Source organism: Cereibacter azotoformans (genome assembly GCF_021391315.1).
Lineage (GTDB): Bacteria > Pseudomonadota > Alphaproteobacteria > Rhodobacterales > Rhodobacteraceae > Cereibacter_A > Cereibacter_A azotoformans.
The window spans coordinates 2,051,007-2,071,830 of record NZ_CP090021.1 but is presented as its reverse complement, the minus strand read 5'-3'; the positions used below and the strand labels follow the sequence as shown (position 1 = coordinate 2,071,830).

The following is a 20,824-nucleotide window of genomic DNA, read 5'->3' as shown; positions in this document are numbered from 1 at the left end:
CTCCCCCTCTGTCCTTACTCTGCCGCCGCGCGGCGGAAGGCGGCCAGCGCCTCCTCGCCCCAGGCCAGCTGGTCCTTCAGCTCCGCGATCGCCTCGTCGAGTTCGGCCCGCTGCCGCTCCATCTGCTCCAGCCGCTGCCGGGCCACCTGATAGGTGCGCTCGAGCTGCAGCTCCTGGCTGCCGTCGCGGTCGTAGAGGTCGAGAAGCTGACGGATCTCCTCGAGGCTGAAGCCGAACCGCTTGCCGCGCAGGATCAGCTTCAGCCGCGCGCGATCCCGCCGCGTGAAGAGGCGTCGGGTGCCGTCCCGGATCGGAAACAGCAGTTCCTTCGACTCGTAAAAGCGCAAGGTGCGGGGCGTCACGTCGAACGCGTCGCACATTTCCCGGATGGTCATCACGTCGCTGGTCATCACTCTCTCGCACGGTCCGGTGGGGCAGTTCTGCCCTCCAGATGGATCGCCGAGACAGGGTTACCAGAGGAGTTGACGTTGACGTAAACGTGACGTGACGTCAAAGTCTCCTGTGACGTCGTGTCAGCTTTCGGGGGCGGCCAGTTCCGCAGCGGTCGAGTCCCGCAGCGCCTGCAGATCCGCGATCGTGACATCGAGTTCCGCCCGCTGCCGGGTCAGTTCCCCGAGCTGCCGGTCGGCCATCTCGATCCAGGCTTCCAGCTGGGGCCGGGTGCCCTTCTGCTGGTAGATGAGCAGCCATTGCCGGATTTCCTCGAGGCCGAAGCCGAAGCGGCGGCCGCGCAGGATCAGCGTCATGCGGGCGATCTCGCGCGGGCCGTAGAAGCGGGCGCGGCCATCCTTCTCGGGCTGCAGCAACTCGATGTATTCGTAGTAGCGCAGGGTCCGGGGCGTGACGTCGAACCGGGCGCACATTTCCTTGAAGTTGAGACGCGTTTCCGACATGGGCTTCCTCCGTGGCCGCACCGTAAGCGCAAGGCGGTGCGGGTGCAATCTGGCCTTGCGGCCCGCGTGCGATGGGCGATGATGCAGGCCTCTGAGGAAGGTGACCCATGACAGACATCACGCTCGCCCGGCAGTTCATCGAGGCCATCCCGCATTCGCGCGCGCTGGCCATGCATCTGGACGAACTCGGAGAGGGGCGGGCGGTGATCTCGATGCCGTGGGACGCGCGCTTCGTGGGCGATCCCGCGACGGGGGTGATCCACGGCGGCGCAGTCTCGGCCCTGATGGACACGGCGAGCGGCGCCGCCGTCATGTCCCATCCCGAGGCCGGACCCTCGACCGCGACGCTCGATCTGCGCATCGACTACATGCGGCCCGCCGCGCCGGGGCAGCGCATCCGGGCGGTGGCCGAATGCTACCATGTCACCCGCACCGTGGCCTTCGTGCGGGCCGTGGCGACCGACGAGGACGAGAGCCGGCCCGTGGCCACCGCCTCGGGCGCCTTCACCGTCGAGCGCCCGCGCAGGGAAGGCGAGGCGGGTGCCACCACGGCCGTCGCGGGGGCGGCCGAAGCGAAGGGAGAGACGCAATGAGCCGGCCGCAGCCCGAACCCGTTCAGGTGGTCAAGCAGCGGCGCGACGCGGCGCTGCGCGCGCTCGTCTCGGGCGTGCCCTACATCACCTATCTCGGCATCCAGTTCGACCGGCGGGGCGACGAGCTGACCGCCGTCCTGCCCTTCGATGAAAAGCTGATCGGCAACCCGATGCTGCCCGCGATCCACGGCGGCGTGACGGCGGCCTTTCTCGAGGTGGCCGCGATCATCGAACTGTCCTGGTCGGTCCTCTGGCACGAGATGGAGCAGGGCCGTCTCGACCCCGCCCAGATCGAGGCGCATCTGCCGCGCCTGCCCAAGACCATCGACTTCACGGTGGATTACCTCCGCTCGGGCCTGCCGCGCGACGCCTATGCGCGCGCTCGGGTCAACCGCTCGGGCCGCCGCTACGCAAGCGTCCATGTCGAGGCCTGGCAGGACAACCGCCTGCGCCCCTTTGCGCAGGCCACCGGCCATTTCCTGATGCCCACGCGCAACGGCTGAGAGCGGCCGTCAGCGCACGAAGCGGAAGGCCGCCGCAGCGCCCCAGCCGGCGACCACCGCCAGAACCAGCGACAGAAGGCCGTAGATCAGCGGCTGCTCGTGGGCAAGCGCGTGGATGAACCGCTCGACCCCGGCCTTCTGCACGCCGATGCTGTCCTCGAACACGTCCACCACCTGACCGTCACGGGTCAGAAGCACCCGCACGCCATAGTTGCCCTCGGTGAGATTGACCGGAAGCTGGATGTCGGTGCGAAAGAGCGTGCCCGCGGTCAGCCGCACGGCCCCCTCCTGCATCGCATAGAGCCCCTCGTTCGTGCGGATCCGTTCCAGCGCCTCCACGAAGGGCGGCGCATTTTCGGCCTGCGCGCTGATCCCGATGGCGCGGATGGCGCGGGGGATGGCGATCTTGTAGCGCAGGTTGTCGGTCTCCGAGAGCACCTCGTCGAGCGGCCCCGAGGTCGCCACGGCGTAGAAGCTCGGCGCGCGGCCGATCCGCACCTTCTCGCGGTTGATCCAGATGCCGACCCGCCGCTCCTTCTTGCGGACCATGACCTGCGTGGGCGGTCCCGAGACGGTCACGATCACGCCGAGATTGCCCTCGGGTTCCGGGCTGTAGCGCTGCACGGCGCCGTAGATCATGATCTGCGAGCCCTGGAAATTCGCGGTGATCGCCACCCGCGTCTCCGAGAGGCCAAGCACGATGCGCTCGTCCTGCGCCAGCGCGGAGGGCGCGCAGAGGGCGAGGATCAGGACGAGCAGCCGGATCATGGCAGCACCCCCACGGTCAGGCTGTAAAGCTCGTTCGGCCGGATCAGCAGGTCGGCCGCGATCTTGCCGCAGACGGCGAGCACCAGAAGCGAGAGCAGGATGCGCAACTGCTCGGCCCGGAGGCGCACGCCGATCCGGGCGCCCACCTGCGCGCCGATGACCCCGCCCAGGATCAGCAGCAGCGCCAGCGCCATGTCCACCGTCTGGCTGGTGACGGCGTGCATGACCGTGGTGAAGGCCGTCACGAAGATGATCTGGAACAGCGAGGTGCCGATCACGATCTTGGTGGGCATCCCCAGCAGGTAGATCATGGCGGGCACCATGATGAAGCCGCCGCCCACCCCCATGATCGCCGCAAGGAAGCCCACGAAGGCCCCCACGAGCAGCGGCGGGATCACCGAGATGTAGAGGCCCGAGGCCCGGAACTTCATCTTCAGCGGCATCTTGTGCGCCCAGCCATGCTGGCGCGAACGCCGGACGGGCGCATCGGTCCGCCGGGCCCGTCTCAGCGCCCGGATGCTCTCTTGAAGCATGAGGGCGCCGACGAGGCCGAGGAACAGCACATAGGAGAGCTGCACGAAGAGATCGACCTGCCCGAGCGTGTTCAGCCGCGCAAAGACGGCGACGCCGAAGGCCGATCCCGCCACGCCTCCGGCCAGCAGCACCATCCCCATTCGGAAATCGACCGCCTTGCGCTTGATCTGCGCCAGCACGCCCGAGACCGACGAGGCCACCACCTGATTGGCGCCGGTGGCCACCGCCACGGCGGGGGGAATGCCGATGAAGAACAGAAGCGGCGTGATGAGGAACCCTCCGCCCACGCCGAACATGCCGGACATGAAGCCGACGATCCCGCCGAGCCCCAGAAGGAGGAAGATGTTGACCGACACCTCGGCGATGGGCAGGTAAAGCTGCATGGAGCCGTTCACGAGGGGGAGGGGACGTGCTCAAGACATGCGCGCTGCGTCATGACTTGTCAAATGGCGGGTCTGGCGGGTGCCTCATCGCAGCCGGCGCAGGAACTCCCGCAGCAGCGTCTCGAGCTTGGCCGCTCCGAGGGGCGCCATCGCCTTGGTGTGCTCGTGGCTGATCGCCTCGTCGGACAGGCCCGCGCCCATGTTGGTGATGGTCGAGATCGCCGCGACGCGCAGCCCGAGGAAGCGGGCGAGGATCACTTCGGGCACGGTGGACATGCCGACCGCATCCGCGCCGAGGGTCCGGGCCATGCGGATCTCGGCCGGCGTCTCGAAGGAGGGGCCCGAGAACCAGGCATAGACCCCTTCGCTAAGATCCACGCCTGCGGCGCGGGCGGCCTCGCGCAGCCGCGCGCGCAGGGCCGGATCGTGGGCGTCGGTCATGGGCACGAAGCGGGCGTCCGACGGCTCGCCGATCAGCGGGTTGGCGCCGGACAGGTTGATATGGTCCGACAGCAGCATGAGGCTGCCCGGCGGCAGGTCGGCCCGCAGGCTTCCGGCCGCATTGGTCGCGATCAGCGCCTCGGCCCCCAGTTCCTTCAGCACGGCCAGCGGCAGGCGCATCGCGGCCGGGTTGCCGCTCTCGTAGTAATGGGCCCGCCCGCCGAAGACGGCCACGCGCACCCCCTCGAGGGTGCCCACCACCAGCTTCGGATTGTGGCCCGAGACACCGGCATGGGGAAAGCCCGTCAGCTCCTCGTAGGGCAGCGCCACGCCCTCGACCGCTTCGGCCAGATGGCCCAGCCCCGAGCCGAGCACGAGGCCGAGCCGCACCGGCTCGTGCCCCGCACGCGCCCGGATCTGGCCTGCGATCGTCTCGACGGGCATCTCAGCGCTCCTTCACATAGGGTTGGCCGCCGGCGCGCGGCGGGATCGCCTTGCCGACGAAGCCGGCCAGGATGATGACGGTGAGAATGTAGGGAAGCGCCTGCATGAACTGCACCGGAAGCGGCACCCCCCAGAGGTTCAGCGACTGGTAACGGTTGGCCACCGCCTCGAGCAGGCCAAAGAGCATGGTCGCCCCCAGCGCCTGCCACGGCCGCCACTTGGCGAAGATCAGGGCGGCGAGCGCGATGTAGCCGCGCCCCGCCGTCATCTCCTTGACGAACCCCGCCGAGAGCCCGCAGGCGAGGTAAGCCCCCGCGAGCCCGGTCAGAAGCCCGCAGATCGCCACCGCGGCGTAGCGGATGCCCACCACCGAGACGCCCGCCGTATCGACCGCGGCCGGGTTCTCGCCGACGGCGCGCAGCCTCAGCCCGAAGCGTGTCCGGTAGAGCAGCCACCACGACAGCGGCACGAGCGCGAAGGCGACATAGACGAGGGCGGTGTGTCCCGAGATCAGCTCGTAATAGATCGGGCCGATCACCGGCACCTCGCGCAGCTCGCGCGCGAAGGGCAGCGTGATCGGCATGAACCGCGCCGCTCCCTCGAGGGAGGGCGTGCGGCCCCCTAGCGCGAACCAGTACTGTCCCAGCAGCACCGTCAGCCCCGAGGCGAGGAAGTTGATCGCCACGCCCGAAATCAGCTGGTTGCCGCGGAAGGTGATCGAGGCGAGCCCGTGGATCGCCGACATCATCAGCGCCGCCACCAGCCCGGCCAGCACGCCCAGCCAGACCGATCCGGTCACGAAGGCCACCGCCGCCGAGAGGAAGGCCGCCGAGAGCATCTTGCCCTCGAGCCCGATGTCGAAGATCCCCGCGCGTTCCGAAAAGAGCCCGGCAAGGCAGGCCAGCAACAGCGGCGCGCCCAGCCGGATCATCGAATCGAGGATCTGGAGGAGGGTCGGCAGATCCATCACTTCGCCCCCTTCCGCGCGCGCAGGAACAGGGCCTCGACCGGCTGACGCACCATGTTGTCGAGCGCCCCGGTGAAGAGGATCACCAGCGCCTGGATCACGGTGATCAGCTCCCGCGGGATCGAGGTCCAGAGCGCAAGCTCCGCGCCCCCCTGATAGAGGAAGCCGAACAGCAGCGCCGCCAGCAGCACCCCGAACGGGTGGCTCCGCCCCATCAGCGCCACCGCGATGCCGATGAAGCCCGCCCCCTCGACCGAGTTCAGCACCAGCCGCTCGGCCTCGCCCATCACGTTGTTGATCGCCATGAGGCCCGCCAGCGCCCCCGAGATCAGCATGGCCAGCATGGTGATGCGGACGGGCGAGATCCCGGCATAGACGGCGGCCTTTTCGGACTTGCCGAAGGCGCGGATCTCGTAGCCGAGCCGCGTCCGCCAGATCAGCGCCCAGACGAGGATGCAGGCCCCGATCGCGACGAAAAGGCTGATGTTGGCGGGAGTCGTCCGGGCGAAGGGGATGCCGATGGCGGTGAGCATGTCGCCGATGCCGGGCAGGTTCGTGCCCGCGGGAAAGCGCGCGGTCGCCGGGTCCATGCTGCCGGTCGGGCGCAGCACGTTGACAAGGACGTAGTTCAGCAGCGAGGCGGCGATGAAGTTGAACATGATCGTCGTGATGACGATATGGCTGCCGCGGCGGGCCTGAAGCCAGGCGGGCAGGGCGGCCCAGAGCGCGCCGAAGGCCGCGCCCATCGCCGCGGCCCCGATCAGCGCCAGCGACCAGTGCGGCCAGGGCACGAAGAGGCAGGCGAGCGCCACCCCGAGCCCGCCCAGCGTCGCCTGACCCTCGCCGCCGATGTTGAACAGGCCCGCGTGGAAGGCCACCGACACGGCCAGCCCGGTGAAGATGAAGTTCGTCGCGTAATAGAGCGTGTAGCCCCAGCCGTAGCTGGAGCCGAGCGCCCCCGTCACCATGAGTTTCATCGCCTCCCACGGGTTCTCGCCGATGGCGAGGATCACCAGCGACGAGATGGCAAAGGCCACCAGAAGCGAGATCAGCGGCACGAGGAGCGCATCCGCCCAGCCCGGCATCCTGTCCATCAGGCGGCCCCCCTCGTGTCGTCCACGCCGGCCATCAGCAGGCCCAGCTCGCGCTCGTTCGTTGCCGCCGGGTCGCGCAGGCCCATGATGCGACCGTCGAACATCACCGCGATCCGGTCCGAGAGGCTCAGGATCTCGTCGAGTTCCACGCTGACCAGAAGGATCGCCTTGCCCGCGTCGCGCAGCGCCACGATCTGCTTGTGGATGAACTCGATGGCGCCGATGTCCACGCCGCGCGTCGGTTGCCCGATCAGCAGCAGATCGGGGTTGCGCTCGATCTCGCGGGCCACGATCAGCTTCTGCTGATTGCCGCCCGAGAAACTCTTGCCCTCAAGCGAGGCGATGGGCGGGCGCACGTCGAAACGCGCCATCTTGCCCTCGCAGTCGGTGCGCAGCGCCTCATTGTCCATGAAGAACCGCCCCGAGCGGTATTCCGGCGCGTCCTGATAGCCGAAGGCTACATTCTCCCACGCCGCGAAGTCGAGGATCAGGCCCAGATGCTGCCGGTCCTCGGGCACATGGGCGATGCCGGCCGCGCGCCGGGCGCGCCCGTTGCAGCCCCGCCCCGAGAGATCCAGCTCGGTCCCGTTCAGCCGCACATGCCCCGTGCCGCGCGCGATCCCGCCCAGCACCTCCAGAAGCTCGGACTGGCCGTTGCCCGCGACGCCGGCGATGCCGAGGATCTCGCCCGCGCGCACCGCAAGGCTCACGCCCTTGAGCCGCTCGACGCCATGAGCATCGCGCACCCGCAGATCCTCGACCTCGAGCACCGTCCGGCCCGGCGCGGCCGGTGCCTTGTCCACGCGCAGCAGCACCTTGCGCCCTACCATCAGCTCGGCCAGCGCCTCGGGGCTCGTTTGGGCCGTCCGCACGGTCGCCACCATCTCGCCGCGGCGCATCACGCTCACCTCGTCGGTGATCTCCATGATCTCGCGCAGCTTGTGGGTGATGAGGATGATGGTCTTGCCCTGCTGCTTCAGCCCCCCGAGGATGCGGAACAGATGGTCCGCCTCGGCGGGTGTCAGCACGCCCGTGGGCTCGTCGAGGATCAGGATGTCGGCCTGCCGGTAGAGCGCCTTGAGGATCTCGACCCGCTGCTGGTGGCCGACCGACAGATCCTCGACCAGCGCATCGGGATCGACGTCGAGCTCGTAATCCTCGGCCAGCCGCGTGAGCTCCCTCCGAGCCTTGGCCAGCGCGGGGCGCAGCCGCGGGCCGTCCTCGGCGCCCAGGATGACATTCTCGAGCACGGTGAAATTCGGGACCAGCTTGAAATGCTGGAACACCATTCCGATGCCGGCGCGGATGGCGCTCTGGCTGTCGGGAATGGCGGTGGGCTTTCCGCCGATCAGGATCTCGCCCGAATCCGCCCGGTAAAAGCCGTAGAGGATCGACATGAGCGTGGACTTGCCCGCCCCATTCTCGCCCACGATGCCGTGGATCGTGCCGCGGGCGACCCTCACCGAGATGTCGCGGTTCGCCTGCACCGGCCCGAAGGCCTTCGAGATCCCCCGCAGTTCGATGGCCGGGGGAAGGGCGGCCGCCTCCGGCCGCCCCTGTGCCTGCCGCTCGGCCATTCTCAGAAGGTCGCGGCGGGGCAGGTGTTGTCGGACATGTAGTCGTGCACCTCGATCTCGCCCGACTTGATCTGTTCGGCCGCGGTATCGACAGCGGTCTTCATCTCCTCGGTCACGAGAGCGGCGTTGTGTTCGTCCAGCGCGTAGCCGACGCCGTCGCCGGCCAGATCCGCAACGAACGTGCCCGTCTCGAGGTCGGTGCCCGCCACGAAGGCGTCATGCACCGTATTGTCCACCCGCTTGATCATCGAGGTCAGCACCTTGCCCGGATGCAGGTGGTTCTGGTTGCTGTCCACCCCGATCGAGAGGATGTTCTCGTCCGCCGCCGCCTGCAGCACGCCCAGGCCGGTCGAGCCCGCGGCGGCATAGATCACGTCCGCCCCCTGCGAGATCTGCGACCGGGCCAGCTCCGCGCCCTTGACCGGATCGGCCCAGGCCGCCGGGGTGGTGCCGGTCATGTTGATCACGACCCGCGCCTCGGCGTTCACCGCCTTCACGCCCTGCGCATAGCCGCAGGCAAACTTGCGGATCAGCGGGATGTCCATGCCGCCCACGAAGCCCACGGTGGCCGTCTTCGAGGCCATGGCCGCCATCATCCCCACGAGATACGAGCCCTGATGTTCGGAAAAGATCACCGAGCGGACGTTGGGCTGGTCCACCACCGCGTCGATGATGGCAAAGCGCGTGTCGGGATAGTCCGGGGCCACCTTGTCGAGAACCTCTCCGAAGGCAAAGCCCGTCATCACGATCGGATTGGCGCCCGTCTCGGCCAGCCGGCGCAGCGCCTGCTCGCGCTGTGCCTCGGACTGCATCTCCAGTTCCTTGTAGCTGCCGCCGGTCTCCTGCACCCAGCGTTGCGCGCCGTTGAAGGCCGCCTCGTTGAAGGACTTGTCGAACTTGCCGCCCAGATCGAAGATCAGCGCCGGATCGGCCAGCGCGGCCCCTGCGGTCAGCGCAAGGGCCGCGGCAGTGCCGGCAAGGGTCTTGGTGAAGGTCATGGAGCTCTCCCGGTTGTCGTTTCGCGCGGCCGGCTCTTTGCCTGTCCGGTCGCGGCAGGTCCGGCTCAATCTAGGGCCGAAGGGTGCAACAGGGTCAACAGGATTCTGCAAGGCGGTGCGAGGGCTTCCACTGCGGGCCTCCCGTGCCGCGGCGTCAGCCCAGGCCGCGGCTCATGACGATCGCGTCGAGCCGCTGGCCGTCGGGCGTCCGGTAGTAGCCGCGCCGGCGCCCGGCCTCGCCAAAGCCCGCCGCCGCGTAGAGGCCGAGGGCAGGGGCATTGTCGGCCGCCACTTCGAGAAAGGCCCTCTCGGCTCCGCGCGCGCGGGCGGCCCCGAGAAAGGCTTCCACCAGCTGCCGGCCAAGGCCGCAGCGCCGCGCGCCGGGATCCACGGCCAGCGTCAGGATCTCGGCCTCGCCCGCGATGGCGCGCCCGAGCAGGAAGGCCCGAGGCTCCCGCCCCTGCACCGCCTCGGCGGTCGAGCCGGGCTGCGGCAGGGCCAGCAGAAAGACGGAGGGCTCCCCCAGCAGGGCCCGGAAGTCGCCGGCGGCCCAGGGGGGCGGCGTCACGAACACCCGGCCGTGGAGCGCCGCAAGCGCGGTGGGCCCGGCCGGCACCATCGCGGCCGCCTCGCTCACAGGATCACCGGCGGGGGATCGGCCGCGGGAGCCGCATCCGCCCCGCGCAGATAGAACGGAGCCGGCCGCGGTTGCGGCTCCCCCAGTCGGGCGAGCGCCACGCGGCCGATGGCCTCGGCCAGCGGGTAGAGCGGGGCCACCACATCCGCAAAGGCCGCACTGCCCACCTGCCGGCGCGCCGCCACCTGCAGCCCCGTGCGCGCGACCAGCCGGGCCGGCGCCTCCCCATCCTTCAGATAGACCTCGTCCCGCCGGGCATCCTCGATCACCGCGACGGGCCCGGCCAGCCCCAGCGCCAGCGCCTCGAAGCGCGAGACCCCCAGCGCGGGCCGCCCGAGCGCCAGCGCAAGCCCCCGCGCCGCGGCGACCGCGATCCGCACGCCGGTGAAGTTGCCCGGCCCGGTGCCCACCGCCAGCGCGTCCAGATCGGCCCAGCCCATCCCGCCCTCGACCAGCAGCTCCGCCAGAAGCGGCATCAGCCGCTCGGCCTGGCCCTTCTCCATCGGCTCGAGCCGGCCTGACACCAGACGGTCGCCCGAAAGCAATGCGGCCGCGCAATGCGCGGCCGACGTGTCGAAGGCCAGGATCCTCGGCTCAGGCCGCAACCGGGCGCACCTCGAGCACTTCGGGGATATAGTGCCGGAGCAGGTTCTCGATCCCCATCTTCAGCGTCAGCGTCGAAGAGGGGCAGCCCGCGCAGGCGCCCTGCATGTGCAGATAGACGATGCCGCGGTCAAAGCCGTGGAAGGTGATGTCTCCCCCGTCCTGCGCCACGGCCGGGCGCACGCGCGTGTCAAGCAACTCCTTGATCTGGCGCACGATCTCCTCGTCCGGCCCGTCATGGGTCGCATGACCCGAGGCCGCCTGCTCGCCCTCGAGCACCGGCGCCCCCGACTGGTAGTGCTCCATGATGGCGCCGAGGATCGCCGGCTTCACATGGTCCCAGACGACCTCATCCTCCTTGGTCACGGCGATGAAGTCCGTGCCGAAGAAGACCGAGGCCACACCGCCGGCGCCGAAGATCCGCCGCGCAAGCGGGGATGTCGCCGCCGCCTCGGCGCTTGCGAAATCCGCGGTGCCCGCCTCCAGCACCATCTGGCCGGGCAGAAACTTCAGCGTCGCCGGGTTCGGCGTGGATTCGGTCTGGATGAACATGGGGCAGCCTCCGCGATCAGGTCCCGATATGCGCTTCCCGACCCCCCGAGTCAAGAAAGGCGCCCGCACAGCGCGCAGATCGTCCGCCCGATCCCGGACCTGCGCCCTTCATTCTGGGCCAAATATCCCGGGGGTCCGGGGGCAGAGCCCCCGGCCCTTGGCCCCGGCACGACCGCCAAAGGCTCAGGTGATCGCCTCCAGCCGCTCCTTCGACATCTCGCCGGGCACGATGGTGATCGGGATCGGCAGGTTGCCCGAGTTCCGGCTCATCTGCGTGACCAGCGGGCCCGGCCCGGCCTTCTCGGTCGAGGCGCCGAGCACGAGCACCCCGATCGCCGGATCCTCCTTCACCTGCGCAAGGATCTCCTGCACCGGATCGCCCTCGCGGATCACAAGCTCGGGATCGATCCCCTGCCGGTCGCGCATCCACTTGGCGAAGACCTCGAAATGGGCCTCGATCCGTTCGCGCGCCTCGCTGCGCATCAGGTCGGCGACGCCCATCCAGTGCTGGTATTCCTCGGGCGGGATGATCGACAGGATCTGCACCCCCGCGCCCGTGTGGGCGGCGCGCAGCGCGGCAAACCGCATCGCGTTCAGGCATTCGCGGCTGTCGTCCAGAACGACCAGAAACTTGCGCATCACACCCTCCCTGACCGCCGGATCATGGCGAAGCCCGCCCGAGGAGGCAAGCCTCAGCCGGCCGAACGGGCCCAGTCCCAGTAAAGCTGCCGGGCCAGCCGCGTCACGGAACCCACCTGATAGGTCGTGCCGTCGAACTCCGTCACTGGTGTCACCTTGGCGAAGTTGCCCGACAGGAACACCTCGTCCGCCCCGTGGAAATCCTCGAAGGTCAGCACCGTCTCGACCACATCCACCCCGTCCCCGCGGAGGTTCGCGATATGGCGCGCGCGGGTGATGCCGGACAGGAAGGTGCCGTTGGCCACCGGGGTGAAGACCACGCCGTCCTTTACCATGAAGACGTTCGCCGTCGCCGTCTCGGCCACATTGCCCATCGCATCGGCCACCAGCGCGTTGCCGTAGCCTTTCGACCGCGCCTCGACCAGCATCCGCGCATTGTTCGGATAAAGGCAACCCGCCTTGGCGTTGCAGACATTGTCCTCCAGCACCGGGCGGCGAAAGCGCGTGCGGGTGAGGGTGGTCGTGGCCTCGGGTGCGGGCATCGGCACTTCCTCGAGGCAGAGGGCGAAGCCGGTCGAGCCCGGCTTTGGCGCCACGCCCAGGTCGGACCCGTCGAGCGCCCAGTACATCGGCCGGATATAGACAGCCTGATCCCGCCCGTAGGCCCTGAGCCCGTCGCGGGCGATCGCCACCATCTCGTCGGTGGCCACGGTCGGCGTGATCATCAGCGCCTCGGCCGAGCGGTTCACGCGGGCGCAGTGGGCCTCGAGGTCCGGCGCCACCCCGTCGAAGAACCGCGCCCCGTCGAACACCGAAGAGCCCTGCCAGATCCCGTGATCGGCCGCGCGCATGACCGGCACGTCGCCCTCGTGCCAGCGGCCCTCAAAGAAGGTGCGGATGTTCTTGCCGAATGCCATTCTGGTCTCCTGCCTCTTGCGGCCGCCACTTAATCACCGGGCGGGGGCCGGGTCCAGACGGCTCCCGGCCCGCCCGCTCCCGCCCCGGTCGGCGGATTTCCCCAGCGGAAACGAAACGTGAGTTGCCCGGAGAAACGGCCGGCACCACCTTGTCGGCAAGGCGCGGCCAGAAGCGGCCGCCTGCAACAAAAACACAACGAGCAGGACCATTTCCATGCAGAAGCTCAACCTTCGACGGCGGGGGATCCTGTCGGCTTTGGCGGCCGCCGCAGCCGGGATCGCGCTGGCCGACGGGGCCCGCGAGGCTCAGGCCGCGCCACAGGCGCCGGTCCGTTGGCGCGATCATTTCCCGTCGCTCGCGCGCGGGGCGATTCTGGCCGACCTGCGGCAGCGCGCCGTCCTCTTCTGGTCCGAGGATGGAACTGTTCACCGCCGCTTTCCCGCAGCCGTGCCGGCGGCGCGCGATCTCTCGCGGGTGGGAGTGACGCGGATCATCCGCAAGGTCGAGGGCCCGACCTGGCGCCCGACGCCCGCCATGCGCGAGCGCGATCCGGGCCTGCCGGTGAGCCTTCCGCCGGGACCGGGCAATCCGTTCGGGACCCACGCGCTCTGTCTCGAATGGGACCATTTCCGCATCCACGGGATCTCCGATCCCGCTCTGTTGGGTGGCGAGGTCGCTCATGGCTGCATCGGGCTGCACAATGCCGACATCGCCGAGCTTTTCAGTCTGGCGCGGGTGGGCACGCAGGTCCGGCTGATCTGACATCACCGGCGGCCGGGGCGCATCACTGGGTCGGCACGCGCCAGCGACGGTGGATCCAGAACCACTGGTCGAGGTGATCGCGCACCACCGCCTCAAGCGAGTCGTTCAGCGCCTGCGTCATCTCGGCCGGCGTGCCCCGTGCGATCGGATCCCCCACGCGGATATCGAAGTCGAGGCCGTTCTCGGCGCGGATCGCATAGACCGGCACCAGCGGCGCGTCATATTTCAGGGCCAGCTCTGCCGCCGAAAGGGCCGTCTTGGCCGGATGGCCGAAGAAGCGCAGCACCGCGCCGTCGCGCATGTGCACATCGATCAGCAGCCCGAGCATGCCCCCGCCCTTCAGGTGGCGCAGCATGCCCGCGAACCCCGCCTTGCCGCGCGGGAAGACGGGGCCTCCGATCGCGGCCATGGCCTGAACGTAATGCTCGTTGAAATAGCGGTTGTTCATCGGCCGGTAGAGGCCCCCGATGCGGAACCCGCGGGCCCGGAGGGCTGCCCGGCTCGCGTCGTAATTGCCGAAATGCCCGGTCACGAGGACAACCGGCCGCCCTTCGGCATGGGCGGCCTCGAGCGTGGCAAGACCCGGACCCGTGACGGGATTGCGCGACGCGCGTTCGACAAAGGCCTGGCCCGAGTAGGATTCGATCACCGCCCGCCCGACATTGTCCGGCACCTTGCGCATGAGGCGGCGAACCTCGGCCGGCGGCAGGTCGGGCAGAACGCGGGCGAGATTGTCCCTCACCCGCCGGTCCCAGCCCGCAAGGGGGGCGATCAGGCGCGACATGACCCAGCCGCAGAGCGGAACGCGCCACTCGTAAGGCAGCAGGAGCAGCGCACCGATGAGGGTGCGCAACAGGCGATCTTGCGCCCAGGCGGCGGGTCCGGTTCGTCTGGAAGCCATCATCTCCGCGGCCAGCGCCGCATTTGTGGGACAGGGCAGACATAGAGACGCCCGCCCGGAAGCTCAAGCCGAGGGGCCGGAACCCCTGCAGGAGGCCCGGCTCGTGCAGGGGCGGCTCGGCGGGCAGCCCATGCGGAGGGGCTGCTTTCCCCCTGCGTCGGCTCCCGGGAGAGCTGCGCCGCGGACGGCGGATGGCGAGGCGGCAAGGGGCCTGCCTAGTCGGCCTCACCCTCCACCACGAGCACCAGCTCGCCTGCGACTTCGAGTTGGCGGATGCCGGCAACGACCGAATTCATCGCCTCCTCCGCCTCCTTGTCCTTTACCCGGCCGCGCGCCGTGGCATCTTCGCGCAGCGCCTGCGCGAGCCGCTGCGACATGTTGGAGAGGAGGAATTCCACCCCCTCCGACAGGTCCGGCCGCGTCGAGGCGGCGGCCACCACCGTGACCAGACGCCCCTGATCCACGACGCGCGCCACCTTGGGCACGTCGCGCGCCAACAGCCGCCGGGGCACATGCTGAAAGGTGAAGATCGCCTTCCGCACCTGTTCGGCGAAGGCCGCGTCGGTCTCGTCGAGGCCTTTCAGCACGTCGTCGCGGGTCATCGCGGCCGAGACGTTGAGGATTGCGCCCACCCGTTCGACAGGCGTGGCTGTGAAGGCGCGCGCAGGCTCGGCGTCAAGCTGCGTCAGCAGCGAGATCCCGATCCGGCGGACGGTCTCGGGCTCGACCGAGCCGGTCATCGAGACGGCGTAGGCCACGCGCCGCGCCTTCTCGCCCGGCAGCTTGCCGAGAAGGTCCGCGGCCTTGGGCACCGGCAGTTTGGACAGCATGACGGCCGCCACCTCGACGCTTTCCTCTTCCAGCACCTTGAGCAGCGATTCGGCGGGCATCGTGACCAGACGTTCCCACGGATCGCCCTTCGCGCCGGCCTGGCGCCGCAGGCGGGTGGCCGCCGTCGGGCTGATATGGCCGTCCATCACGGCCAGCGCCCCTTCGAGCCCGCCGGGGAAAGAAAGGCCCACGGCCTCAAGCTCGCCCACGAACTCTTCGACCACGGCGGTCATGGTCGCGCGGTCGATCGTGCGCATCCGGGCCATCTGCTCGGCGAGGCCCTCCTGCATGTCCTCGGGCAGGGCGGTCAGCAGCAGGGGCGCACCCTCCGCCAGCAGAAGCCGCACGATGATGGCCGCCTTTTCGCGGCGGGAGAGGGGGCGTGGCTCCCCCTCGTCCCTCTCGATGGGAACCGCCCGCTGAACCGGGCGTATTCGTGCCATAGCCTGTGACATGCTGCCCCGAATCGCTGTCTCTACCGGGGCAGCTTGGCCGGCGGGCGGTTAATGCCGCCTTAGCCGGTGACGGTCGTGCAGGCCTTGGCCACCGGATCATAGACCTGCCCGTCGCCACAGATGGAGACGGTGGTCTGGTGCTTCATCGGGCAGTCCGCCAGAGCGAGCGCGGGTGCGGCGATGAGGGCGAGGGTCGCGAGGGTCAGCTTCGTCATTCATTCCTCCTGTCAGGGGTGGGATGGCAAAGGCCGGCGTCAATCGCACCAACGAAGGCTAACATGATTCGCCCCGCGGCCAGAGACCGCGGGGCGTCACGCACGCGTGAAGGGCAGACTTTCCCGCTCAGGCTCCGAAGACGCGGGCGAAGATCGTATCGACGTGCTTGAGATGGTAGCCGAGGTCGAACTTCTCCTCGATCTCGGCCGGGCTCAGCGCGGCCGTCACTTCGGGATCGGCCAGCAGCTCCTCCTTGAAGTCCTTGCCCTCTTCCCAGACCTTCATCGCGTTGCGCTGCACGAGGCGATAGCTGTCCTCGCGGCTCACGCCGGCCTGCGTCAGGGCCAGCAGCACGCGCTGGCTCATCACGAGGCCGCGGAACTTGTTCATGTTCTTCAGCATGTTCTCGGGATAGACCACGAGCTTTTCCACCACACCCGCCAGCCGGTGCAGCGCGAAATCCAGCGTGATCGTGGCGTCGGGGCCGATGGCGCGCTCCACCGAGGAATGCGAGATGTCGCGTTCGTGCCAGAGCGCCACGTTCTCCATCGCCGGGATGACGGCCATCCGCACCAGCCGCGCAAGGCCGGTCAGGTTCTCGGTCAGCACCGGGTTGCGCTTGTGCGGCATCGCCGACGAGCCCTTCTGGCCGGGCGAGAAGAACTCTTCCGCTTCCAGCACCTCGGTGCGCTGCATGTGCCGGATCTCGATCGCGACGTTTTCGATCGACGAGGCGATGACCCCCAGCGTGGCGAAGAACATGGCGTGCCGGTCGCGCGGGATCACCTGGGTCGAGATCGGCTCGGGGAGGAGGCCCAGCTTCTCGCAGACATGCTCCTCGACGCGGGGGTCGATGTTGGCGAAGGTGCCGACGGCGCCCGAGATCGCGCCGGTGGCGACCTCGGCGCGCGCATTGACGAGGCGCGTGCGGTTCCTCGCCATCTCGGCGTAGAAGCGCGCGAAGGTCAGGCCCATCGTCGTCGGCTCGGCATGAATGCCGTGGCTGCGCCCGATGCGGACGGTGTCCTTATGCTCGTAGGCACGGGTCTTCAGCGCCGCCAGCACCCGGTCGAGGCCGGCCAGCAGCAGGTCGGCCGCGCGCACGAGCTGGATGTTCAGCGTGGTGTCGAGCACGTCCGACGAGGTCATGCCCTGATGGACGAAGCGCGCCTCGTCCGATCCCACGATCTCGGCCAGATGGGTCAGGAAGGCGATCACGTCATGCTTGGTCACCGCCTCGATCTCGTCGATGCGGGCGACGTCGAAGGTGGCGTCGGCGGCCTTCCAGACGGCTTCGGCATTGGCCTTCGGGATCACGCCAAGGGCGGCCTGCGCGTCGCAGGCATGGGCCTCGATCTCGAACCAGATGCGGAACTTCGTCTCGGGCGACCAGATGGCCACCATGTCGGGGCGGGAATAGCGCGGGATCATCGGGGCCTCTCCTTCTACCGGCGCGGTCGCCTTAGCGCCGGGCGCCGGTGCTGGCAAGGCTTGCGCAGGCGCGGCTGCGGTCGCGGGCCGGTCAGGCGGGCCGGTGGGCGGTGTCAGAGCGGCTCGGCGTCGCGGTAGAGTTCCCACTCCTCGAGCGTGCGGCCGTCGGGCAGGTGGCAATAGCCCGTGCTGCCCGCACCCTCGGCGCGGATCTCGAGCCGGCCCCCCTGGCGGGCGCAATAGACCGAGGCGGGATTGGCCATGCCGGGCCGGTGGAGGTCGGCCGTCGCGGCGACGGGGGCAGGGTCCGGGCTTCCTCCGCAGGCGGGCAGGGCGAGAAGCAGCAGGATCGGGGCGCGGGAACGAAGCATGGGGCTGGCCTTCGGCGGAACGGATCAAGCGGGCGCGCAACAGGGCGGGCGAGAGGCGATCTTCGCCTGCCACCGCCGTCCCCGCAAGGCCGCACGAGGGCGCCGGGGGACGGGGAGGCGGGGCACCGCCTCCTCGCGGATCATTCGGCGGGCACCGGCTCGGCCGGCTTCGCGCCCGGCTGGGTTGCCTCGTGCAACTCGCGCAGCAGCCGGCTCTGCTCCTCGGCCTTGGGTTTGGACAGACCCGCGAGCAGAAGATAGGCCACCGGCGTGAGATAGAGCGTGGCGATGGTGGCAAGGCCCAGCCCGCCGACGATGATCCAGCCCAGAACCTCGCGCGCCTCGGCCCCTGCGCCGAAGGCCAGCACCAGCGGCAGGCCGCCCAGCACCGTGGCGATCATGGTCATCATCACGGGGCGGAGCCGGATGGCGCAGGCATCCTCGATCGCCTGCCGTACCGAATACCCCTCGTCCCGCAGCTGGTTCGCGAACTCGACGATCAGGATGCCGTTCTTGGCCATGATCCCCACCAGCAGCACCAGACCGATCTGGCTGTAGACGTTGAGGCTGCCGCCCGTGGCCACCAGCGCAAAGACCGCGCAGGCCAGACCCAGGGGCACGGTGGCCATGACGATGAAGGCCGAGACGAAGCTCTCGAACTGGGCCGCCAGCACCAGAAGGACGATGACGATGGCAAAGCCGAAGGTCGCCGTCAGCCCCGAGGAGGTCTCGCCCAGCGTGGCGGCCTCGGCCAGAGGCTCGATGCGGCTGTCGCCCGGCAGGATGTCGGCCGCGAGACGCTCGACCTCGTCCAGCGCCTCGCCCAGTGCCATGGCGGGCGTCAGGCTTGCCGTCACAGGCACCGCACGCAGCTGCCCCTCGCGCGAAAGCTCGGGCGCCACCGCGCGTTCGGTCAGCGTCACGAAGCTCGAGATCGGGACCATCTGCCCGTCGCCGGCCTGCACGAAGATCCGCTCGAGATCGCCCGGATCGTTCACCGGCTCGGCCGTGGAGAGCATCTGGATGTCGTAGCTCGAATCGTCGAGGAACACCGTCCCGACCGTCCGGCCATCGAGCACGGCCTGCAGCGCGTCGCCAAGGCCGGTGATCTCGATGCCAAGGTCGGAGGCGCGGGTGCGGTCCACCTCGATGTAGAGCTGCGGCTGGGTCGTCTCGTAGCCAAGGCGGACCTGGCCGAAGGCGGGATTCTCCTCCATGCGCTCGACCAGTTGTTGCGCGCTCTCCGCAAGACGGGCGTAGCTGTCGCCCACCACCGCGAAGCTCAGGCCCTGGCCCGCGCCGCGAACCCCCAGCGAGTTCGGCTGGATCGCAAAGGCGCGGATGCCCACGATGTCGCGCAGCCCCCGGTTCAGCTCTTCCGCGATCTCCTGCTGGCTGCGGTCGCGCGCCTCCCACGGCGCGAGCGAGATCACCATGAAGCCGCGGTTGTCGCGGCTGCCCGACCCGGCGATGGCAAAGACATTGACGACCTCGCCGCGGTCGCGGAGCGGCCCGATCAGATCCTCGATCTCGCGCATCTTGCGGTCGGTGTAGTCCAGCGCCACGCCCTGCGGGGCCTGAACCGACATGAGGATCACCGAACGGTCCTCGGGCGGGGTCAGCTCCTGCTTGAGCGTGCCGAAGAGGAAGGTGGCGGTCAGCGCAAAACCCGCCGCGATCGCCAGGACGACGAAGGGCGCGTCGAGTGCCCAGTGCAGCGTCCGCCGGTAGAAGGCCGCCAGCGTCCGCCCGAGCCAGACGACCGGGCCGCGGGCCTCGCCCCCGTCGCCTGCGCGCAGGAAGCGGCTGGCCAGGACCGGACAGAGGCTGAGGGCGGTGATCGACGACAGCAGGACCGAGATCGCCAGCGTGAAGCCGAACTCGCGGAAGAGCCCGCCAGTCTGGCCCGGCAGGAAGGAGAGCGGAATGAAGACGGCGGCCAGCGTCGTCGTCGTGGCGATGACGGCGAAGAACACCTGCTGCGTGCCGAGCACGGCCGCCGCCCGCGCGCCGATCCCCTGCGAGCGCCAGCGCACGATGTTCTCGAGCACCACGATCGCATCGTCCACCACCATCCCGGTGGCCAGCACCAGCGCGAGCAGCGTGAGGATGTTGATGGAAAAGCCCGCCAGCCAGATGGCCGCCAGCGTGCCCACCAGCGCCACCGGAATGGCCAGCGTCGGGATCAGCGTGGCGCGGAAGTCGCGCAGGAAGAGATAGATGATCGCCACCACGATCAGCACCGAGATGCCGAGCGCGATCTCGACCTCGTGGATCGCGCCGTTGATGAAGGTGGCATCGTCCGAGGTCACGAAGATGCGCACGTCGTCGGGCAGGTCGTCCTGCAGCCCGGCCACGATCTCGCGCACCGCCTTCGAGATTTCGAGCGTGTTGCTCTGGGCCTGCCGGATGATGCCGAGGCCCACCCCGTTCTGGCCGTTGGCGCGCAGGTAGGAGGCGCCGGGCTCGGGGCCGATCTCCACCGAGGCCACGTCGCCGAGCCGCACGTTCGGCGCGATCTCGAGGGCTTCGAAGGCCGCGGGCGTCGAGACGGTCGCGGTCGTGCGCACCACGAGGCTCTGCCGGTCGGAGGTGAGCGAGCCGGCCGGCGCGTCATAGGCCACATTGGCGAGCGCCGTCCGCAGGCTGGCGAGCGTCAGCCCGCGCGAGGCCAGCTGCATCAGGTCGATGTCCACCCGGAAGATCGGCGCACGGTCGCCGTAGATCTGCAGGTCGGCCACGCCCGGCGCGGCCAGAAGGCGGCTCTCGATCTGGTCCTCGACCAGCTGGGTCAGCTCCTGCGCCGAGCGGCGCGGCGAGGTCACGGCCACGCGCATCACGGCCTCGGAATTGGCGTCGGCCTTCACGATGCGCGGTTCGTCGGCGTCATCGGGCAGGTTGTTGCGGATGCGCGAGATCGAGTCGCGCATGTCGCTGGCCGCCACGTCGAGGTTGGTGTCGTCGTTGAACTCGACCGTCACCTGGCTGCGCCCGAAGCGCGAGCTGGCCGAGATCGACTTGACGCCCGCCACCCGCGAGGCCGCGCCCTCGATCTCGTCGGTCACCTCCTGGTCGATCGTCTCGGAGGATGCGCCGTCGAAGGTGGTGGTGACGGTGATCACGGGGCTGTCCACGTCGGGCAGCTCGCGCACGTCCGCGCCGTAGAGGGCCGCAAGGCCCGCGATCAGGATCAGCGCGTTCAGCACGAAGGCCAGGATCGGCCGGCGGATGAAGAGCGCCGTGTTGGAATGGGCCAGTTCGCGCTCGTCGGGTTCGGGAAGCGTGGACATGG

At 69.3% G+C, this 20,824-nt stretch carries 23 protein-coding genes; 3 read left to right on the top strand and 20 right to left on the bottom strand.

All coding sequences use genetic code 11. The features are described 5' to 3' along the window. Positions 1-14 precede the first annotated feature (14 nt). Together LV780_RS10380 and LV780_RS10375 are read right to left on the bottom strand one after the other, a co-directional pair. Positions 15-410 (bottom strand): MerR family transcriptional regulator, encoded by a 396-nt coding sequence (locus LV780_RS10380; protein ID WP_011909252.1) that lies wholly within the window; start codon positions 408-410, stop codon positions 15-17. A 123-nt stretch (positions 411-533) separates the two neighbouring features. Next, positions 534-914 (bottom strand): MerR family transcriptional regulator, encoded by a 381-nt coding sequence (locus LV780_RS10375; protein WP_011909251.1) that lies wholly within the window; start codon positions 912-914, stop codon positions 534-536. A gap of 107 nt (positions 915-1,021) precedes the next feature. On the opposite strand from LV780_RS10375, the gene LV780_RS10370 reads away from it, so the two are divergent. Further along, positions 1,022-1,507, top strand: coding sequence for a PaaI family thioesterase (locus LV780_RS10370; protein WP_044248236.1), 486 nt, complete (start codon positions 1,022-1,024; stop codon positions 1,505-1,507). Next, positions 1,504-2,010 carry a PaaI family thioesterase gene (locus LV780_RS10365; protein WP_011909250.1) on the top strand — a complete coding sequence of 169 codons (507 nt, stop codon included), beginning with the start codon at positions 1,504-1,506 and terminating at the stop codon, positions 2,008-2,010. The genes LV780_RS10370 and LV780_RS10365 overlap by 4 nt, the downstream gene beginning before the upstream one ends. A 9-nt stretch (positions 2,011-2,019) precedes the next feature. On the opposite strand, the gene LV780_RS10360 is transcribed toward LV780_RS10365, so the two are convergent. The 12 genes from LV780_RS10360 to LV780_RS10305 all read right to left on the bottom strand — a co-directional run bounded on the left by LV780_RS10360 (position 2,020) and on the right by LV780_RS10305 (position 12,564). Then, the gene (locus tag LV780_RS10360) at positions 2,020-2,778 is read right to left on the bottom strand and encodes a TIGR02186 family protein (RefSeq protein ID WP_108220342.1); all 759 of its coding nucleotides are present in this window, start codon (positions 2,776-2,778) and stop codon (positions 2,020-2,022) included. Continuing rightward, the gene (locus LV780_RS10355; protein ID WP_011909248.1) at positions 2,775-3,695 is read right to left on the bottom strand and encodes a sulfite exporter TauE/SafE family protein; all 921 of its coding nucleotides are present in this window, start codon (positions 3,693-3,695) and stop codon (positions 2,775-2,777) included. The genes LV780_RS10360 and LV780_RS10355 overlap by 4 nt, the downstream gene beginning before the upstream one ends. Before the next feature lie 84 nt (positions 3,696-3,779). Further along, entirely contained in the window at positions 3,780-4,580 is an 801-nt protein-coding gene (locus tag LV780_RS10350; protein WP_108220343.1) for a purine-nucleoside phosphorylase, read from the bottom strand. Between the two features lies 1 nt (position 4,581). Further along, the gene (locus LV780_RS10345) at positions 4,582-5,547 is read right to left on the bottom strand and encodes an ABC transporter permease (protein WP_181318458.1); all 966 of its coding nucleotides are present in this window, start codon (positions 5,545-5,547) and stop codon (positions 4,582-4,584) included. Then, positions 5,547-6,641 carry an ABC transporter permease gene (locus LV780_RS10340; protein WP_101341312.1) on the bottom strand — a complete coding sequence of 365 codons (1,095 nt, stop codon included), beginning with the start codon at positions 6,639-6,641 and terminating at the stop codon, positions 5,547-5,549. Before LV780_RS10340 ends, LV780_RS10345 begins: the two co-directional genes overlap by 1 nt. Continuing rightward, complete coding sequence (locus LV780_RS10335) at positions 6,641-8,218, bottom strand: ABC transporter ATP-binding protein (protein WP_108220345.1); 1,578 nt, start codon at positions 8,216-8,218, stop codon at positions 6,641-6,643. The genes LV780_RS10340 and LV780_RS10335 overlap by 1 nt, the downstream gene beginning before the upstream one ends. Positions 8,219-8,220: 2 nt before the next feature. Continuing rightward, positions 8,221-9,216: a BMP family lipoprotein gene (locus LV780_RS10330; RefSeq protein ID WP_108220346.1), complete on the bottom strand. Its 996-nt coding sequence runs from the start codon at positions 9,214-9,216 to the stop codon at positions 8,221-8,223. A gap of 154 nt (positions 9,217-9,370) precedes the next feature. Next, complete coding sequence (locus LV780_RS10325; RefSeq protein ID WP_181318463.1) at positions 9,371-9,835, bottom strand: GNAT family N-acetyltransferase; 465 nt, start codon at positions 9,833-9,835, stop codon at positions 9,371-9,373. A 14-nt stretch (positions 9,836-9,849) separates the two neighbouring features. Next, positions 9,850-10,458: a tRNA (adenosine(37)-N6)-threonylcarbamoyltransferase complex dimerization subunit type 1 TsaB gene (gene tsaB / locus LV780_RS10320; protein ID WP_108220347.1), complete on the bottom strand. Its 609-nt coding sequence runs from the start codon at positions 10,456-10,458 to the stop codon at positions 9,850-9,852. After that, positions 10,448-11,008, bottom strand: coding sequence for a NifU family protein (locus tag LV780_RS10315; RefSeq protein WP_011909240.1), 561 nt, complete (start codon positions 11,006-11,008; stop codon positions 10,448-10,450). Before LV780_RS10315 ends, tsaB begins: the two co-directional genes overlap by 11 nt. Positions 11,009-11,191: 183 nt before the next feature. Then, positions 11,192-11,647, bottom strand: a complete 456-nt coding sequence (locus LV780_RS10310) for a universal stress protein (RefSeq protein ID WP_011909239.1) — start codon at positions 11,645-11,647, stop codon at positions 11,192-11,194. Positions 11,648-11,700: 53 nt separating this feature from the next. After that, positions 11,701-12,564, bottom strand: coding sequence for a branched-chain amino acid aminotransferase (locus LV780_RS10305; protein WP_108220348.1), 864 nt, complete (start codon positions 12,562-12,564; stop codon positions 11,701-11,703). 214 nt (positions 12,565-12,778) lie between these two features. Here LV780_RS10305 and LV780_RS10300 point away from each other — a divergent pair, with 214 nt between their 5' ends. After that, positions 12,779-13,327, top strand: a complete 549-nt coding sequence (locus LV780_RS10300) for a L,D-transpeptidase (RefSeq protein ID WP_108220349.1) — start codon at positions 12,779-12,781, stop codon at positions 13,325-13,327. Between the two features lie 22 nt (positions 13,328-13,349). Here the strand turns inward: LV780_RS10300 and LV780_RS10295 are convergent, their stop codons facing one another. The 6 genes from LV780_RS10295 to LV780_RS10270 form a co-directional block, all read right to left on the bottom strand. Then, a complete protein-coding gene (locus LV780_RS10295; RefSeq protein ID WP_108220449.1) occupies positions 13,350-14,228 on the bottom strand; it encodes a lysophospholipid acyltransferase family protein in 879 nt (292 codons plus the stop codon). A 215-nt stretch (positions 14,229-14,443) separates the two neighbouring features. Then, the gene (locus tag LV780_RS10290; RefSeq protein WP_108220350.1) at positions 14,444-15,514 is read right to left on the bottom strand and encodes a flagellar motor switch protein FliG; all 1,071 of its coding nucleotides are present in this window, start codon (positions 15,512-15,514) and stop codon (positions 14,444-14,446) included. Positions 15,515-15,573: 59 nt separating this feature from the next. Beyond that, on the bottom strand, positions 15,574-15,729 hold the full coding sequence (locus LV780_RS10285; protein WP_011909234.1) for a hypothetical protein: 156 nt from the start codon (positions 15,727-15,729) through the stop codon (positions 15,574-15,576). 127 nt (positions 15,730-15,856) lie between these two features. Continuing rightward, positions 15,857-17,161, bottom strand: coding sequence for an adenylosuccinate lyase (purB, locus tag LV780_RS10280; RefSeq protein WP_108220351.1), 1,305 nt, complete (start codon positions 17,159-17,161; stop codon positions 15,857-15,859). A gap of 113 nt (positions 17,162-17,274) precedes the next feature. After that, entirely contained in the window at positions 17,275-17,532 is a 258-nt protein-coding gene (locus tag LV780_RS10275) for a putative hemolysin (RefSeq protein ID WP_011909232.1), read from the bottom strand. Between the two features lie 140 nt (positions 17,533-17,672). After that, positions 17,673-20,822, bottom strand: a complete 3,150-nt coding sequence (locus LV780_RS10270; protein ID WP_108220352.1) for an efflux RND transporter permease subunit — start codon at positions 20,820-20,822, stop codon at positions 17,673-17,675. Positions 20,823-20,824: the final 2 nt, after the last annotated feature.

Bases quoted from the DNA above. Each gene is read 5' to 3' on its own strand.
- LV780_RS10380 (WP_011909252.1), bottom strand. From the start codon at position 410: ATGACCAGCGACGTGATGACCATCCGGGAAATGTGCGACGCGTTCGAC.
- LV780_RS10375 (WP_011909251.1), bottom strand. From the start codon at position 914: ATGTCGGAAACGCGTCTCAACTTCAAGGAAATGTGCGCCCGGTTCGAC.
- LV780_RS10370 (WP_044248236.1), top strand. From the start codon at position 1,022: ATGACAGACATCACGCTCGCCCGGCAGTTCATCGAGGCCATCCCGCAT.
- LV780_RS10365 (WP_011909250.1), top strand. From the start codon at position 1,504: ATGAGCCGGCCGCAGCCCGAACCCGTTCAGGTGGTCAAGCAGCGGCGC.
- LV780_RS10360 (WP_108220342.1), bottom strand. From the start codon at position 2,778: ATGATCCGGCTGCTCGTCCTGATCCTCGCCCTCTGCGCGCCCTCCGCG.
- LV780_RS10355 (WP_011909248.1), bottom strand. From the start codon at position 3,695: ATGCAGCTTTACCTGCCCATCGCCGAGGTGTCGGTCAACATCTTCCTC.
- LV780_RS10350 (WP_108220343.1), bottom strand. From the start codon at position 4,580: ATGCCCGTCGAGACGATCGCAGGCCAGATCCGGGCGCGTGCGGGGCAC.
- LV780_RS10345 (WP_181318458.1), bottom strand. From the start codon at position 5,547: ATGGATCTGCCGACCCTCCTCCAGATCCTCGATTCGATGATCCGGCTG.
- LV780_RS10340 (WP_101341312.1), bottom strand. From the start codon at position 6,641: ATGGACAGGATGCCGGGCTGGGCGGATGCGCTCCTCGTGCCGCTGATC.
- LV780_RS10335 (WP_108220345.1), bottom strand. From the start codon at position 8,218: ATGGCCGAGCGGCAGGCACAGGGGCGGCCGGAGGCGGCCGCCCTTCCC.
- LV780_RS10330 (WP_108220346.1), bottom strand. From the start codon at position 9,216: ATGACCTTCACCAAGACCCTTGCCGGCACTGCCGCGGCCCTTGCGCTG.
- LV780_RS10325 (WP_181318463.1), bottom strand. From the start codon at position 9,835: ATGGTGCCGGCCGGGCCCACCGCGCTTGCGGCGCTCCACGGCCGGGTG.
- LV780_RS10315 (WP_011909240.1), bottom strand. From the start codon at position 11,008: ATGTTCATCCAGACCGAATCCACGCCGAACCCGGCGACGCTGAAGTTT.
- LV780_RS10310 (WP_011909239.1), bottom strand. From the start codon at position 11,647: ATGCGCAAGTTTCTGGTCGTTCTGGACGACAGCCGCGAATGCCTGAAC.
- LV780_RS10305 (WP_108220348.1), bottom strand. From the start codon at position 12,564: ATGGCATTCGGCAAGAACATCCGCACCTTCTTTGAGGGCCGCTGGCAC.
- LV780_RS10300 (WP_108220349.1), top strand. From the start codon at position 12,779: ATGCAGAAGCTCAACCTTCGACGGCGGGGGATCCTGTCGGCTTTGGCG.
- LV780_RS10295 (WP_108220449.1), bottom strand. From the start codon at position 14,228: ATGGCTTCCAGACGAACCGGACCCGCCGCCTGGGCGCAAGATCGCCTG.
- LV780_RS10290 (WP_108220350.1), bottom strand. From the start codon at position 15,514: ATGTCACAGGCTATGGCACGAATACGCCCGGTTCAGCGGGCGGTTCCC.
- LV780_RS10285 (WP_011909234.1), bottom strand. From the start codon at position 15,729: ATGACGAAGCTGACCCTCGCGACCCTCGCCCTCATCGCCGCACCCGCG.
- purB (WP_108220351.1), bottom strand. From the start codon at position 17,161: ATGATCCCGCGCTATTCCCGCCCCGACATGGTGGCCATCTGGTCGCCC.
- LV780_RS10275 (WP_011909232.1), bottom strand. From the start codon at position 17,532: ATGCTTCGTTCCCGCGCCCCGATCCTGCTGCTTCTCGCCCTGCCCGCC.
- LV780_RS10270 (WP_108220352.1), bottom strand. From the start codon at position 20,822: ATGTCCACGCTTCCCGAACCCGACGAGCGCGAACTGGCCCATTCCAAC.